Consider the following 13,941-nt stretch of genomic DNA (forward strand, 5'->3'; position numbering starts at 1 on the left):
AGAACGAGACTCGGAGACCGAGTCAGTTGTGGGGGTGTGATGGGGACCCTGTGGCAGGCCTTGGACCTGCGACGCTCGGAAGCGTCTGTTTCGGGTTGTTCTCCGCTTGAGGGAGGCGGGACCTTCCGGCCCTCTCGCTCTTCCCTGTGGGGCGAACAAGTAATAAGTTACGCGGCTCCCGGCATCGTGGCAAAGCGACGCGACATCCCGGGCGTGTCGCGTCCGCAGATCCGCGTCATTCCGCGGGAAGACGGGGCACGGCGTCGACGAGCTGCGCGGTGTACTCGTTCGCCGGCGAAGTGAGCAGCCGCGACGTCGGGCCCTCCTCCACGACGCGACCGGCGCGGAGCACCGTCATCCGCTCGCACAGCGCCGACACGATCGTCAGGTCGTGCGAGACCAGCAGCATTCCGATGCCCTGCTCTGCCGCGAGCCGCTGGAACAGCTGGATGACATGCATGCGCACAGACGTGTCGAGAGCACTCACGGGCTCATCCGCCAGCAGCAGTCGGGGCCGCGGCGCGAGGGCGCGAGCGATGGCGATCCGCTGGCGCTGTCCTCCGGAGAACGCGTCCGGGTAGCGGCCCGCGGCATCCGCGTCGAGGTCGACCGCCGTGAGGAGCTCGGCGACCCGGGCGTCGAGCTGCGATCGGTCGCGGGTGATGCGGAGGGACCGCAGCGGTTCGGCGATCGACTGCCCCACCGTCATCCGCGGGTCGAGCGACGAGAACGGGTCCTGGTAGACCGGCTGCACCGCTCGGCGCAGCGAACGCATCTGTGCACGGTCCGCGCCGCGAAGCGGCGCGCCCTCGAAGAGCGCGCGCCCCGATGTCGGCGTCGCCAGGCCCAGCAGCAGCCGGAGTACCGACGTCTTCCCCGCGCCCGACTCCCCCACGAGCCCGACGGTCTCGCCGGGAGCGAGCGAGAGCGATACGTCGTGGAGCACATTCGCGCTGCGACCGTAGGCGAAGTCGACATGCTCGAGCGCGAGTGTCGCGCGACCGTCGGCCGTCATCGGGTTCCCTTCGCCGGCAGGAAGTCGTCGAGAGCGCGCGAGGCGGCGACCAGTTGCGCGGTGTACTCGTGCTGGGGAGACCGGAGCAGTTGCGCCGTGTCGCCGAGCTCGACCTGACGCCCATCACGCATGACGAGGACGCGGTCGGCGATACGCGAGACGACCGGCAGGTCGTGGCTGATGAACAGCAGCGTCATCCCTCGCTCGCTCACCTCGCGCTGGAGCAGATCGAGGATGCCTGCCTGGACCGTCACGTCGAGCGCGGTCGTCGGCTCGTCGGCGATGAGGATGCTCGGCCCGGCGGCCAGGGCGAGCGCGATCGCGACGCGCTGTCGCTGGCCGCCGGAGATCTCGTGGATGAACGATCGCGCGATGCGCTCGGGGTCGGGCAGCTGCACGTCCGCGAGCGCATCGAGCACGCCGCGACGCAGCCCGTCACCGCTCAGGCCGCGGTGCTTGGCGAGCGGCCACGCCAGCTGTCTGCCGACACGCATGAGCGGATCGAGCGAGGCGAGCGGCTCCTGGAAGACCGCCGAGATCGTCCGGCCGCGCACCCGGTCGAGGCGGCGCGAGGCGGTTCCGACAACCTCGACCCGGCCGTCGGGGGTCGCGATCGTCGCCGAACCGAACGGCGTCAGCGGAAACGCGAGCAGACCGAGCATCGCCAGCGCGGTCAGCGACTTGCCCGAGCCGGACTCGCCGATGATGCCCAGACGTTCGCCGGGCTCGAGCGTCACGTCGACGCCGTGCACGAGCGTGCGGTCGTCGCCGATCCGGACGCCGAGACCGGATGCGGTCAGCGCGGCGGTCATCCGATGCTCCTCGTGGTCGGATCGGCGATGTCGCGCAGGCCGTCGGCCAGCAGGTTCGCGCCGATGATGAAGGCGACCAGCAGGACGCCGGGGAGGATCGCCGCCGTCGGTGCGACGAGCACCGTGCTCTGCGCCTCCTCGAGCATCCGGCCCCACGATGCGTTGGGCGGCGGGGAGCCGAGCCCGAGGTACGACAGCGACGCCTCCGCGCCGACCGCGCCGCCGAACTGCAGGGCGAGCGGCACGATGAGGGTCGGCCAGACGTTCCGCAGCACGTGTCGGAACACGATGCCGAGCCTGCTCGTGCCCGAGGTTCGAGCGGCGGTGACGTAGTCCATCGCGAGGACGCGTGTCGCGGCGATGCGGGTGAGCCGGGCGATCACCGCCGAGCCGGCGAGACCGATCGCGAGGATCGCCGAGTCGACCGATGCCCCGCGCCAGGCGACGATCAGCATCGCCAGCAGCAGGGTCGGAAAGGCGATCGCGATGTCGAGCAGGCTCGTGAGCGCATCATCGACCCACCGCCGGGCCACAGCCGCGAGCAGACCGAGCCCGATGCCGACGATGGCCGCGATCAGCACCGACCCGAATCCGACGGTCAGCGCGAGCCGCGCCCCGATCATGAGTTGCGTGAAGAGGTCGCGCCCGAGGCGGTCGGTTCCGGCCCAGTGCTCGGCGGACGGCGGCTGCAGCCGGCCGCCGCTGGTGTCGTCGAAGGTGAACGGGGTCCACAGCAGCGAGATCAGGCCGATCACCGCGATGGCACCGAACAGGATGCCGCCGACGGCGAGGTTCACCGAGCGCCGGCGTCGCGGGCGCCCGCGCCCGGGCGCCCTGACGGCACCCGAGTCCGGAAGGGTCGTCGCTGTCATGCCGCCGCCTTCGCTCTGCGATTGCCCGAGATCGTGTCGCGCAGTCGCGGGTCGATGATGCGCTGCGTGATGTCGGCCGCGAAGCCGAGCAGCAGCACGAGGGCGGTCGAGAAGAGCAGCACCCCCTGGACGCTCGGGAAGTCCTGCTCCTTGATGCCGACCAGCAGCATGTCGCCGAGACCGGGGAGCGCGAAGACCCGCTCGATGATGACGGCGCCGACGAAAGTCGTCGACAGCTGGATCGCCAGGATCGAGATCAACGGGACGACGGCGTTGCGCACGCCGTGACGCCAGATCGCCGTGGCGAAGCTCTGCCCCGTGGCCCGAGCCGCGCGCAGATACTGCTGGCCGAGCACGTCGAGCGTCGCGCTGCGGACGTACCGCGCGAGATCGCTGCCCGCCACGAGCGCGATCGTGAGCACCGGGAGCGTGAGCGAGACGAGCGCGGCGCCGGGGTCCTCCCAGTCGCGCCGCGGGAAGCCGCCTGCCGGCAGCAATCGCCAGTTCAGCGCGAACACCGCGACGAGCAGGATGCCGACCCAGAAGACCGGGATCGCTCCGCCCAGCTGCGACACGGCCGAGAACGCGGTCCCGTACCAGGTGCGCGCCTTCCAGGCCGCGATGAACCCCACCGGCACCGCGATCAGCACCGACAGGACGAACGCGATGAGCGTCAGGGGCAGCGTGACGTTCAGCCGACGGAGGATCTCGTCGCCGACCGGCAGGTTGTTCGTGAACGATCGCCCCAGGTCGAAGCTCGCGAGTTGGCCGAGGTAGGCCAGGAACTGCTCCGGGATCGGCCGATCGACGCCGAGCCGCGCGGCGGCGGCCGCGATCTCGGCGTCCGTCGCCCCCACCGAGATGAGGGCGAAAACCGGGTTGCCGAGAACGCGCAGCACGACGAACAGGATCACCACCGCCAGCGCGAAGGCCAGCAGCAGCAATCCTGTCCGTCGAATCAGATACCGGGTGATGGAGATCAGGCCTTCGTGATGTCGGAGACGTAGAACAACGAGTTCAGTCCATTCTTGGGCACGCCCGACACGCCCTCGGCCGCGATGCGCAGCTGCGGGTTGAGGTAGAGCCACACGCTGGCCGCGTCATCCGAGATCTGCTGGTTCGCCTTCTTGATCAGCTCGGTCTGCTCGTCGACGGATGCGGCCGCCTCGGAGTCAGCGAGCCACGTCTGCACATCGGCGTTGTCGTAACCCCAGTAGAAGTCAGGGTTGCCGTAGAAGTTGATGTCGCGGTCGTTGACGTGGCCCTGCAGCGTGGCCTCGAAGTTCTTCTCGGTGTAGACCTTCTGGTACCACTCGTCGTCGGTGATGATGTTGATGTTCAGCGTGATTCCGACCTTCGCGAGCTCCGACTTCAGGAACTCGGCCACCGTCGAGTGCACGCCCGAGTCGGGGGTGTCGACGGTGAACGTGAACCCTCCCGGCTGACCGGCCTCGGCGAGGAGCTTCTCCGACAGCGCCGGGTCGTAGGGGTTGTTGTCCGCGAGGTCGAGGTACCAGGGCTCGGAGGGCGGCACCATCGAGCCGATGAGTTCGCCGCGGCCGTCCCAGATCGCATCGAGCAGCTTCTCGCGATCGATAGCCGAGTAGATCGCCTTGCGCACGCGCGCGTCGTTGAACGGAGCGATCCGGTCGTTGAACGCCAGCAGCTCCTTCGTCGTCGAGGTGCCCTCGATGACCTGGAAGCCGGCGGCCTCGAACTCGGCGATGCTGTCGGGGTTCGACTGGCTCGTGACGAGGTCGACCGCCCCGGTCGTCAGAGCGTTGTTCAGGGCCGTCGGGTCGGCGTAGTACTGGTAGACGACTCCGCCGTTCTTCGGCGCGTCGCCCCAGTACGCGTCATTGACATCGAGGGTGATCGAGTCGCCCTTGCGGTAGTCACCGAGCTCGTAGGGACCGGTGCCGTCGGCAGTCGCCGTCAGGTCGCCGGCATCCTCGTTGACGATCCAGACGTAGCCCAGGTTGTAGGTGAAGCTGATCGAGGGCTGCGAGAGGGTCACCTCGACGGTCTTGTCGGCGACCGCCGTGACGGTGTCGATGACGCTCAGCTGGCGCTTGCGCGCCGCGATCGACTCGTCGCCCACGAAGCGCTCGAGGCTGTACTTCACGTCATCCGCGGTGAGCTCCTTACCCGAGTGGAAGGTCGCGTCCTCGAGGGTGAAGGTGTACACCAGCCCGTCTGGCGACACCGTCGTCTCGGCTGCCAGAAGGGGCTCGACCTGCGCGTCATCGGTGATCCGGAACAGACCCTCGTACACGTTCCCCGTGAAGACCTCGGTGACCCCGGATGAGCCGCCGAAGATCTGGTCGAGGTTGGTCGGCTCGTTCTGCGATCCGACGACGATCTCGGCATTCGGGTCGCTCGCGCCGGCCGAACCGGCCGGCTCGGTGGATCCGGAGCATCCGGCCAGGACGAGAAGACCGGCCGTCGCTGCCGCGGTGGCGGCGACGATCCGGGAGAAGCCGCGTGAAGTCACGGGTGTTCCTTTGCTGTGTGGAGGGGGCGGCGGAGCGAGGTGCGGGCGCTCGCCGTTTCGAGTGGTGCGGGAGAAAGGTCAGAGCGAGAAGTCGCCGGCGAACCGGACCTTCTTCTCCCCGGCACGGACCGGGAAGGGCAGGCGGTTCTGCAGCGGCGGGAGGGGGCAGTTCATCTGGTTCGAGAAGCCGCACGGCGGAACGACGGCCCGGTTGAAGTCGACCGTGACCGGCGTGCTGTCGCCGGGGGCCAGGTCGCCGGTCGCGCCGGGGTGGTCGAGGAAGAGGAAGCGACCGGCGCCGTAGGACTCGGCCCCGTTGGTCTGGTCGCCGAAGACGAGGTGCAGCTTGGGACCGCCGTAGTTGGTGTCGAACGCGGCGAGCCGGTACTCGGTGCCGTCGATCTCGAAGACCAGGTCGCCCGAGACCGGGAGGCCGCGCGTCGCGCCGCCGTCCTTGATGTGCTCGAAGGGGACCACGCGGTCTTCGTCGACGAGCTCGAAGCGGCCCTCGATCACCCAGGCCGGGTCGTACTCCCAGCGCTCGATGTCTTCGAACGCTTCGTTGGCGGGCGAGTCCTGCCGCCAGATGCGGTAGCCCTCCTGGGGAAGACCGGTCTCGATGTCGGTTCGCTGCAGTCGGGTGAGCAGCGCGTCGACCGGATGCCCCGCACGCGCCGTCTCGTCGTCGACGGCGGGCTCGCCCGGAGCCGACCAGTGCGTGAGCACGAGGGCGAGGGACCCTTGCGGAGCTGAGACCGATTCCCGGCGGTAGGCCGCCCAGGCTCGGTAGTCGGACTCAGCCGAAGAGACGGATGCTGCTGCGGATGCGGATGTGCTCACCATGACAGGCAACCAAACGCGGGGCCGTCCCGAGAAATTCCGTGTCCGCGTATTGCGTCGTCAGCGCGACGACGCTGACGTGTCGCGCGCGGGGCCGCCCACCCACAGCGCCCAGGCGACGAGCACCGGCTGGAGGAAGAGGCGGCCGAATCGCCGCGCGTCGGTGTCGAGGCCGGGAGCCGCGGCTCCGGTGCGCCATTGGTGGATGTTGCCCGGGAGCACCGCGACGAAGAAGGCGGCGATCGCGGCGGCGATGCGTCGGCGCTCGCGCGGCAGCGCGATGAGCCCGGTGCCGAGCATGATCTCGACCGCGCCGCTGGCGACGACGAACATGTCCTTGTCGGTGTGCAGCAGCCGCGTCGCCCAGTCGGGCACCGCGATGCGATACCCCCGCCGGAGCACGGTCAGATGCGCGGCTCCCGCGACGATCAGCAGAGCGGCAAGGGCGAAGCGGGCAACGATGCGCAGCATTCGATCACGTTACGCCCGTCCGGGAGGTCCGATCACCAGCAGCACGACGTACGCCGCGATGATGCCGACCGCGAGGATCACGGCGAGCACCGCCGGACGGCGGACGAACCACCGGAGGAATCGGTCGACTGCCCGCTGGTCGCGCGGGTCGTCGGTCGCCTCGGTGCGCCACTCCCCCTCGAGGAGCCCGCGACGACGCAGCACGATCTCCGTCGGCACGGTCGCGTACGGGACCACGGCGGCGGCGACGGCGCAGATCGTCGGGACGAGCGACCACCGGTTGTTCCACGCGACGAGGACCGCGGTCGCGCCGTAGCAGAGGAACACGAAGCCATGGATGCCCCCGCCGATCGTCACGGCGATCGGAAGGTCGAAGGCGGACCGGAGGATGAGGCCCAGGATGAGCAGCGTCCACGAGAATGCCTCGGCGATCGCGAGCGAACGGAATGCGGTCAGCGGGGTTCGGAACACCCTCGAACCCTATCCAGCCGACTCAGACGATTCCTGCGCGGATGCCGTCCATCGACGAGGCCAGCCCCGGCATGTTGTCGCTGAGCGTCGCGTCGAGCTCGAGCAGCCGTTGGTGGGCCTGCTCCATGACTGCGATGCCTTTCGCTGTGATGCGCAGATCGGATGCCGAGCCGGCGTGCGCGGTCGCATCGGCGACGAGCCCCTCGTCGACGAGGGTGCGCACCGCGGTGTGCGCGGACTGCACCGTGATGTGCGACCGGCGGGCGAGCTCGGAGAACGAGATTCCGGGCTCTGACCCGATGTGCCCGAGCAGGCCGAACTTGCGGGTGGACAGGCCGAGGTCGCGCAGGGCTGCGGAGAGCCGGCCTTCCCACGACGCCGAGACGGCGATGAGCGCGATGACCGGGCTGAAGCGCGGCTCGCGCGTGAGGGCAGGAGTTTCCGACACGGTCACGATTGTAGGAGGCGCGGGCTCTCTCATGCGGTGATGGCGACCGAGAAAAGCTGTGTCGCGCGCCTAACGCGCCGAGCGTCGTTCGTCAAGGACCGCGCGCCGACGCGAGCCGATGTTCATGATGAGTTCCACGGAAGAAGCGGGGAGGTCACCATGATCACGAACGAAGAGCAGAACGAGCAACACACCGACATCCGCGGCGAGAAGCCGTTCGGTCAATGGCTCGGGCTGATCAACGGCGGCCGCTGACGCCACGCGAATGCCCCCGGCATCCTCTCTCGCGAGGAGGATGCCGGGGGCTTCGTCATTTTCGGGGGTCGAGCCTTTTAGATAGCTCCTCTATGCATGTTGTATAGTTGAGCTATGCAGTTCTCCGACTCCCCCATCCTCCTGATGTCGGCGTCGAGCCGGTTCAACCGTGCTGTGGCCCGCCGGGTCGAGGTCGCCGCCGCCGCGGGAACGTGGCGTGCGCTCGCCGCCCTCGACGAGCTCGGCCCCACGCGGGTGAGCGACCTGGCCGAGTGGCAACGCGTCAGCCAGCCCACCATGACGACGCTGGTGCGTCGGATGGAAGCGGAGGGGCTCGTCGAGCGCGCAGCCGACCCCGAGGACGGCCGGGCCTCGCTCGTGTCGATCACCGCGGAGGGGCGGCGCCAGTTCGAGGCGTTCCGCTCGCAGGCGCTCGAGGTGACCGGGCCGGCTTGGGCGAGGCTCAGCGCCGCCGACCGATCCACCCTTGCGCGCGCTGCCGAGCTCCTTGCAGGGCTGCTCGAGGAGCCGGAACTGCAATGACCACCACAGACGCCGAAGAGAGGAAGGTGCGCGTGACCAGCGCGATGCATACAGAACGGCCCGCGACCGGCGATCAGACGAAGGCGACAGCCGAGACCGCGAAGGCGTCGATCTGGCGACAGCCCGTCGCGGTATGGGCGATCGCCTTCGCCTGCACCGTCTCGTTCATGGGCATCGGCCTGGTCGACCCGATCCTCCCGGCGATCAGCCGCGAGCTGGATGCCACGCCGTCCGAGACGATGCTGCTGTTCACCAGCTACCTCTTCATCACGGGCATCGTGATGCTCTTCGCCAGCTGGGTGTCGTCGAGGCTCGGGGTGAAGAAGACCCTGCTGCTCGGGCTCGCCCTGATCGTCGTGTTCGCCGCGGCGGCAGGACTCTCTGGCGGCGTGGTCGAGATCATCGGCTTCCGCGCCGGCTGGGGAATCGGCAACGCGCTCTTCATCGCGACGGCGTTGGCCGCGATCGTCGGAGCCGCGAGCGGCGGAAGCCGTCAGGCGATCGTGCTGTACGAGGCATCCCTCGGCATCGGCCTGGCGGTCGGACCACTCCTCGGCGGCGCGCTCGGCGACCTGTCGTGGCGCGGTCCCTTCTTCGGCACCGCCGCACTCATGGCCATCGCGTTGCTCGCGATCCTCGTCGTGTTCCGCTCCCCCGCGCGGGCGGCCGGTGCCGCCGCGCCGGCGAAGGTGTCGCTTCTCGCGTCGTTCCGCGCGCTGCGCAACCCGGCCCTGCTGACGCTGTCGCTGACGGCGTTCTTCTACAACGTCGCGTTCTTCGTGCTGCTGGCCTATAGCCCGTATCCCATCGAGTCCGCCGCGGCGCAGGCCGGGATGACGTTCGGAGCCCACGAGCTCGGACTCGTCTTCTTCGGCTGGGGGCTCGCCGTCGCACTGACGTCAGTGCTCGCAGCTCCCGTGCTGACCCGGCGGCTCGGCCTGCGGCCCGTTCTCTTCACGATGCTCGGGCTGCTGGCCGTCGCCGAGGCCGTCCTCGCGATCGGCATCGACAGCGCCACCGTGCTGATCGTCACCGTCATCGTGGCCGGTCTGTTCCTCGGCGTGCTGAACACCGCGCTGACCGAGGCTGTCATGGAAGCCACCGACCTCCCCCGGAACGTCGCGAGCGGCACCTACTCGGGCGTGCGCTTCATCGGCGGCGCGATCGCTCCCGCCGTGGCCGGCCCCCTCGCCGCCGCGATCACCCCGAGTGCGCCCTACTGGCTCGGTGTCGCCGCGCTCATCGTCGCGATCGCGATCCTCGCCTTCGCCGGCCGGACCCTCAGCCACCTCGGCCGCCCGCACGAGACCGCGCTCGCCGAGGCCGCCGATATCGGCCAGGGCGACGCCTGACCGCTTCCGGAGGAGATCCGCACAACGGAGGGTGATTTCCCCCTGGGCCACCTCCTTTGTGCAGGTCTGCTCCGGTACCGCGGGTAGGGAGGGGCGGATGCCGCAGAATCCGCCCCTCCCATCCGTCACGACGAGGGTCAGTCGCCCTTCACGTTGACCAGCTGACGCAGTGTGTGCCGCACCTCCACGAGGTCGGCGGCATCCGCCATGACGCGATTGATCGGCTTGTAGGCCTGCGGGATCTCGTCGATGAAGGCATCCGTGTCGCGGAACTCGATCCCCGCCATCGCCGCACGCAACTGGTCGTGCGTGAAGGTCCGGCGCGCGGCCGACCGCGAGTACTCCCGCCCCGCCCCGTGCGGGGACGAGTTCAGTGACAGCGGGTTGCCGAGCCCCGAGACGACGTACGACGCCGTGCCCATGGATCCCGGGATGAGGCCGGGCCGGCCGGCATCCGCCTGGATCGCGCCCTTGCGCGACACCCACACCTGCTTGCCGAAGTGCTTCTCGCTCTCGGTGAAGTTGTGGTGGCAGTTGATGCGCTCGAGCTCCTCGACATCGGCGCCCATCGTCTCGGACAGCTGACGGGCGACGCGGTCCATCATCTCCTCGCGGTTCAGGAGCGCGAAGCGCTGCGCCCACCGGAGCTCGCGGATGTAGCGCCGGAACTCCTCCGTGCCCTCGACGAGGTACGCCAGGTCGGGGTCGGGAAGGTCGATCCACCACTGTTTCGCTAGCCGCTGCGCGACCCCGATGTGGTGCGTCGCGATTTTGTTGCCCACTCCTCGCGAGCCGGAGTGCAGGAACATCCACACCGCGTCGGTCTCGTCGACCGACACCTCGATGAAGTGGTTGCCCGAGCCGAGCGACCCGAGCTGGTTGCGCCAGTGCCCGGCATAGCGGGCGGGGTCGAACTCGTTCTTCTCGGCGAGCTCCTCCAGCTCGGCGACGCGCGGCTCAGCGGTCGCGACGATTCTGCGGTTGTCGCGACCGGCCGACAGCGGGATCGCCCGCTCGATCTGCTCACGCAGCGCCCCCAGGTCGCGGCCGAGCAGCTGCGACTTCGTGAACTGCGTGCGGACGGCGATCATGCCGCATCCGATGTCGACGCCGACGGCAGCCGGCATGATCGCCCCGAGCGTCGGGATGACCGATCCGACGGTCGCCCCCTTGCCGAGGTGCGCATCCGGCATGAGCGCCAGATGCGGGTGGATGAACGGCATGCCAGACGCGGTGCGAGCCTGATCGAGGGTCTTCTCGTCGATGATGCTCGCCCACGACAGCAGCCTGTTCGAGAGCTTCTCCATGGTTCCTTTCCTTGTGATGACGGTCCGGGAACGGGCGCATGGAGAGGAACACACGAACGCCCCGGACCTGTGCGGTGCGGGGCGTTCTGACAGTGGCGGGTCAGACGTCTCGCACCGGAGGGTACGACTCATTGCGGAGCTGGAACTGGTCCAGGTCCGCTGCGATCAGGCGCTCGTTGCGCGTGGTCATGTCGTTCCTCCGGTGATGCCGTGCGGATTCGCGCGGCGTCGCAACCCTATGCGTGGGCGCGGCGCGGCGTCAACGAAAAAGCGGCGCGTGCGCCGGGAATCGCCGGAGCGATCCCGTCACACGCGCCGCTTTCGTGCGCGAGTCGGCTCAGAAGTCCCAGTCCTCGTCTTCGGTGGCCTCGGCCTTGCCGATGACGTACGACGAGCCCGACCCCGAGAAGAAGTCGTGGTTCGTGGCTTCGTCGCATTGTCGGGCCCGACCCGCAGAAACACGCGGTGAGCGCGTAGGAAAGCGGGGGCAGCCGCAGGCACATGTTGGGAGCACCTGTGGGCAAAGTGTGGGCACGAGCCCAGGCTACGAAGCACTCCGGCTGACGCAAAGATGCCCCCACCCTGAGGATCAGGATGGGGGCCGAAGCAAAGGGAGGGGCCGAAGATCAACCGGCACGTGCGGGGCACGCCCGCTCGAACGCTGCGTTCTTGTACTCGCGGATCGCGTCGTCCTGGTCAGAGGTCCGAGCATCACGATGAGCCGGATACCCGAGAAGCGGAGCCAGCGCGTCGTTGAGCTCGAGGTTCGTCATGTCCGCGTCGGCGGCGCACAGGCCTTCGTCGGTGGCCAAGTCGAATGCAGGGGCAGAGGCAGCGGGTCGCCCGATCTGGACTACCGCGCCCCCCGTCGCCTCTGCGCGAGACTCGGCGTCGGTGCCGTTGACGATCCAGTCGGGGCCGACCGCGATGACATGCGGGCGGGGGTTCGATTCCTGAAGAGCCTCGAGCGTGTCGATCGCGATGTCACGCTGCGACTCGGACCGATAGGTCGTGAGGAGAGCGCCCCCATCACAGTCCCCTGCGTCCTCCGCCACGGCGGTCTCCCTCGCGGTCATGGTCGCGCACTGACCTCCGGCCGCCACGTAGGATTCCCGGAGATCGTCGAGGGCGCTGAGGTCCGCAGTCGGGGACGCAGAGGGCGACGTCGCAGTCGATTCTCCCGCGTCACCTTGCGCGCCGCAGCCGGACAGGATTAGCACCACAGCGACGACTGCCGTGCTCCAAACTCTCTTCACAGGCGAGAGCCTAGCCACCGGCTCACCCACCGTGGATGCCAGGTACGTCTCCAGGACCGGGGTGCTCGATCCAGGGAACCTCGATCTCCCACCCACACCCGCCGCAGCGGTAGGCACCGTCGACGGTGCGCATGACGGTTCCGCAGACCTCACACCGCGGCTCCGAGCCGATGTCGAAGTCGTCGAACTCGTCCATGCGGCCAGCCTATGTCGGCGTACGATGGCATCCTCTCGGCCGGGGAAGGGATGCCCGGCCATGAGATCACCGCTCGACCCGGACGCGATGCTGGACGTGACGCTGTCCGCGATCTGCGCCCGGAACCAGTACACCCGCGACCCGGCGCCGGTCATCGCTGAACTCACGGCCGCGGCGGGCGGACGAGACGACGTCCTCGCACGGGCCGCTGGGATCTGGGCCGGCTACTTCGATGGCGCCGAGACCCGCGCGCTCGCGGCCGCACTGCGCGCGCTCCCGGGTGCTGAGCGCTGGGTCACCGAAGGCCGGCGACGACGCGGCATCCCCCGGCATGGTGCGCCGATCCCGCGCCCGTGAGCTCGCGGAACGACGAAAGCCCCCGGCCGCCTCGAGGTGAGGCAGCCGGGGGCTGAACTATCTGTGGAGAACTGCTGGGTCGATCGCGTCACGCATAGGTGATCCCGGCCCAGTACTCTAAGCCGAGTCTGGAAGGTGCCGAGATGACGTCAGCAGCAGGAACCGGGGTGCACGGTCGACTCGCCGGACTGGACCTCATCCGAGGAATAGCTATCGGTCTCGTGCTATTGCGGCACGCGTGGCCTGAGATCGTCGGCTCAGGCGGCATCGTGGGCGTCGTCGCGTTCTTCGCGCTCAGCGGCTACCTCATCACCGGCATTCTCATGAAGGACGTGCGCTCGCGCGGCCGCGTGCGCTACGGCCGCTTCTACCGGAACCGAGCGCTGCGTCTATTCCCCCCACTACTCTTCATGCTGGCGGGGTTCGTCGTAGTCACCCTGACGCTCAATCCCCTCGACGATCGCGATGGCATCGTGCGGGCGATCTTCACCGCCGTCACCTACACGGGCAACCTGCCGTACGATCACGGCTCCGCCGCCGTCGACCACCTCTGGACGCTCGCGACCGAGGAGCAGTTCTACCTCGTGTGGCCGCTCATACTTACGTTCGCGTTCCGTCGGAAATCGATGGGCCGAGCCTTCGGCATCTCGACGGTGCTCCTCGCGACCGCAGTCGTCGCCTCGATCCTGCTGACGGCCCCCAACATCCACCGCATCTACACGCTGCCGACGTCCTGGGCGATTGCCATGATCATCGGCGCAGCCGCGAAGGTGTGGGAGCACCAGGTGCGTGGAACGATGCCGACGTGGTTCACCCCGCGAGCCGGAGGTAGCGCCGCGGCGCTCATCCTCGTCGCACTGTCGTTCATCCCCGACCCGAAAAATTCGCCGTTCGGCTACCTGCTGCTCGGCCCCGTTGTCGCTGTAGTGACCGTAGCGCTGATGATGGCGTGGTCGTCGTGGCGGGACCTGCCGTCCCCGGTGCTGCGCCCGTTGCTCGCGCTGGGGACAATTTCGTACGCCGCGTACCTGTGGAACTATCCGATCGTGTTGTGGCTCGGCGATCGGCCCCTCTCCCCTATCGCCGCAATTGGTTCCATCGTGCTGACGATCGTGGCTGCGACGGCTAGCTGGTGGCTCGTCGAGCGGCCGGTCCAAGCGCTGAGGAAGCGCCTTGACCGGCCGGCCCGTCCGGCGTCCCCACCGGTCGAGCAGCCCGCTTCCGACATGCGCTGACGTCTGCTGAGCGGCAC

At 68.8% G+C, this 13,941-nt stretch carries 17 protein-coding genes; 5 read left to right on the plus strand and 12 right to left on the minus strand.

What is annotated here, in order from left to right:
- Positions 1-235 precede the first annotated feature (235 nt).
- From VC184_RS09150 to VC184_RS09190, 9 genes are all read right to left on the minus strand, one after another.
- Positions 236-1,015: an ABC transporter ATP-binding protein gene (locus VC184_RS09150; RefSeq protein ID WP_274178553.1), complete on the minus strand. Its 780-nt coding sequence runs from the start codon at positions 1,013-1,015 to the stop codon at positions 236-238.
- Positions 1,012-1,827, minus strand: coding sequence for an ATP-binding cassette domain-containing protein (locus tag VC184_RS09155; protein ID WP_274178554.1), 816 nt, complete (start codon positions 1,825-1,827; stop codon positions 1,012-1,014). The genes VC184_RS09150 and VC184_RS09155 overlap by 4 nt, the downstream gene beginning before the upstream one ends.
- Positions 1,824-2,699 carry an ABC transporter permease gene (locus VC184_RS09160; RefSeq protein WP_114588264.1) on the minus strand — a complete coding sequence of 292 codons (876 nt, stop codon included), beginning with the start codon at positions 2,697-2,699 and terminating at the stop codon, positions 1,824-1,826. The genes VC184_RS09155 and VC184_RS09160 overlap by 4 nt, the downstream gene beginning before the upstream one ends.
- A complete protein-coding gene (locus VC184_RS09165) occupies positions 2,696-3,643 on the minus strand; it encodes an ABC transporter permease (RefSeq protein WP_323985855.1) in 948 nt (315 codons plus the stop codon). The genes VC184_RS09160 and VC184_RS09165 overlap by 4 nt, the downstream gene beginning before the upstream one ends.
- A 35-nt stretch (positions 3,644-3,678) precedes the next feature.
- On the minus strand, positions 3,679-5,193 hold the full coding sequence (locus tag VC184_RS09170; protein ID WP_323985857.1) for an ABC transporter substrate-binding protein: 1,515 nt from the start codon (positions 5,191-5,193) through the stop codon (positions 3,679-3,681).
- Positions 5,194-5,271: 78 nt separating this feature from the next.
- Positions 5,272-6,036 (minus strand): DUF1684 domain-containing protein, encoded by a 765-nt coding sequence (locus VC184_RS09175; protein ID WP_282501069.1) that lies wholly within the window; start codon positions 6,034-6,036, stop codon positions 5,272-5,274.
- Between the two features lie 57 nt (positions 6,037-6,093).
- Positions 6,094-6,504, minus strand: coding sequence for a DoxX family protein (locus tag VC184_RS09180; RefSeq protein ID WP_282501070.1), 411 nt, complete (start codon positions 6,502-6,504; stop codon positions 6,094-6,096).
- A gap of 9 nt (positions 6,505-6,513) precedes the next feature.
- The gene (locus VC184_RS09185; RefSeq protein ID WP_112617002.1) at positions 6,514-6,975 is read right to left on the minus strand and encodes a DUF3817 domain-containing protein; all 462 of its coding nucleotides are present in this window, start codon (positions 6,973-6,975) and stop codon (positions 6,514-6,516) included.
- Positions 6,976-6,997: 22 nt separating this feature from the next.
- Complete coding sequence (locus VC184_RS09190) at positions 6,998-7,423, minus strand: MarR family winged helix-turn-helix transcriptional regulator (protein WP_112617533.1); 426 nt, start codon at positions 7,421-7,423, stop codon at positions 6,998-7,000.
- A 39-nt stretch (positions 7,424-7,462) separates the two neighbouring features.
- Between VC184_RS09190 and VC184_RS09195 the strand changes: the two genes are divergently transcribed.
- The 3 genes from VC184_RS09195 (at position 7,463) to VC184_RS09205 (ending at position 9,573) form a co-directional block, all read left to right on the plus strand.
- Positions 7,463-7,678 carry a hypothetical protein gene (locus VC184_RS09195; protein ID WP_282501071.1) on the plus strand — a complete coding sequence of 72 codons (216 nt, stop codon included), beginning with the start codon at positions 7,463-7,465 and terminating at the stop codon, positions 7,676-7,678.
- Between the two features lie 114 nt (positions 7,679-7,792).
- Entirely contained in the window at positions 7,793-8,221 is a 429-nt protein-coding gene (locus tag VC184_RS09200) for a MarR family winged helix-turn-helix transcriptional regulator (RefSeq protein WP_274178558.1), read from the plus strand.
- Between the two features lie 44 nt (positions 8,222-8,265).
- The gene (locus VC184_RS09205; protein ID WP_323987754.1) at positions 8,266-9,573 is read left to right on the plus strand and encodes an MFS transporter; all 1,308 of its coding nucleotides are present in this window, start codon (positions 8,266-8,268) and stop codon (positions 9,571-9,573) included.
- Positions 9,574-9,710: 137 nt separating this feature from the next.
- On the opposite strand, the gene VC184_RS09210 is transcribed toward VC184_RS09205, so the two are convergent.
- The 3 genes from VC184_RS09210 to VC184_RS09220 all read right to left on the minus strand — a co-directional run bounded on the left by VC184_RS09210 (position 9,711) and on the right by VC184_RS09220 (position 12,332).
- Positions 9,711-10,880 carry an RtcB family protein gene (locus VC184_RS09210; protein WP_323985862.1) on the minus strand — a complete coding sequence of 390 codons (1,170 nt, stop codon included), beginning with the start codon at positions 10,878-10,880 and terminating at the stop codon, positions 9,711-9,713.
- Positions 10,881-11,506: 626 nt separating this feature from the next.
- Entirely contained in the window at positions 11,507-12,154 is a 648-nt protein-coding gene (locus VC184_RS09215) for a hypothetical protein (protein ID WP_323985863.1), read from the minus strand.
- A 4-nt stretch (positions 12,155-12,158) separates the two neighbouring features.
- The gene (locus VC184_RS09220) at positions 12,159-12,332 is read right to left on the minus strand and encodes a hypothetical protein (RefSeq protein WP_323985865.1); all 174 of its coding nucleotides are present in this window, start codon (positions 12,330-12,332) and stop codon (positions 12,159-12,161) included.
- Positions 12,333-12,392: 60 nt separating this feature from the next.
- On the opposite strand from VC184_RS09220, the gene VC184_RS09225 reads away from it, so the two are divergent.
- Together VC184_RS09225 and VC184_RS09230 are read left to right on the plus strand one after the other, a co-directional pair.
- Complete coding sequence (locus VC184_RS09225; RefSeq protein ID WP_323985866.1) at positions 12,393-12,689, plus strand: hypothetical protein; 297 nt, start codon at positions 12,393-12,395, stop codon at positions 12,687-12,689.
- 143 nt (positions 12,690-12,832) lie between these two features.
- Positions 12,833-13,924 carry an acyltransferase family protein gene (locus tag VC184_RS09230; protein WP_323985868.1) on the plus strand — a complete coding sequence of 364 codons (1,092 nt, stop codon included), beginning with the start codon at positions 12,833-12,835 and terminating at the stop codon, positions 13,922-13,924.
- Positions 13,925-13,941 lie beyond the last annotated feature (17 nt).

This window comes from Microbacterium plantarum, assembly GCF_035231185.1.
Taxonomy (GTDB): Bacteria; Actinomycetota; Actinomycetes; order Actinomycetales; family Microbacteriaceae; genus Microbacterium; species Microbacterium plantarum.

What these genes read in the sequence shown, in the direction of transcription:
- VC184_RS09200 (WP_274178558.1), top strand. Translation starts at nt 7,793, where the DNA reads ATGCAGTTCTCCGACTCCCCCATCCTCCTGATGTCGGCGTCGAGCCGG.
- VC184_RS09195 (WP_282501071.1), top strand. Translation starts at nt 7,463, where the DNA reads ATGGCGACCGAGAAAAGCTGTGTCGCGCGCCTAACGCGCCGAGCGTCG.
- VC184_RS09155 (WP_274178554.1), bottom strand. Translation starts at nt 1,827, where the DNA reads ATGACCGCCGCGCTGACCGCATCCGGTCTCGGCGTCCGGATCGGCGAC.
- VC184_RS09160 (WP_114588264.1), bottom strand. Translation starts at nt 2,699, where the DNA reads ATGACAGCGACGACCCTTCCGGACTCGGGTGCCGTCAGGGCGCCCGGG.
- VC184_RS09230 (WP_323985868.1), top strand. Translation starts at nt 12,833, where the DNA reads ATGACGTCAGCAGCAGGAACCGGGGTGCACGGTCGACTCGCCGGACTG.
- VC184_RS09220 (WP_323985865.1), bottom strand. Translation starts at nt 12,332, where the DNA reads ATGGACGAGTTCGACGACTTCGACATCGGCTCGGAGCCGCGGTGTGAG.
- VC184_RS09205 (WP_323987754.1), top strand. Translation starts at nt 8,266, where the DNA reads ATGCATACAGAACGGCCCGCGACCGGCGATCAGACGAAGGCGACAGCC.
- VC184_RS09210 (WP_323985862.1), bottom strand. Translation starts at nt 10,880, where the DNA reads ATGGAGAAGCTCTCGAACAGGCTGCTGTCGTGGGCGAGCATCATCGAC.
- VC184_RS09175 (WP_282501069.1), bottom strand. Translation starts at nt 6,036, where the DNA reads ATGGTGAGCACATCCGCATCCGCAGCAGCATCCGTCTCTTCGGCTGAG.
- VC184_RS09180 (WP_282501070.1), bottom strand. Translation starts at nt 6,504, where the DNA reads ATGCTGCGCATCGTTGCCCGCTTCGCCCTTGCCGCTCTGCTGATCGTC.
- VC184_RS09225 (WP_323985866.1), top strand. Translation starts at nt 12,393, where the DNA reads ATGAGATCACCGCTCGACCCGGACGCGATGCTGGACGTGACGCTGTCC.
- VC184_RS09150 (WP_274178553.1), bottom strand. Translation starts at nt 1,015, where the DNA reads ATGACGGCCGACGGTCGCGCGACACTCGCGCTCGAGCATGTCGACTTC.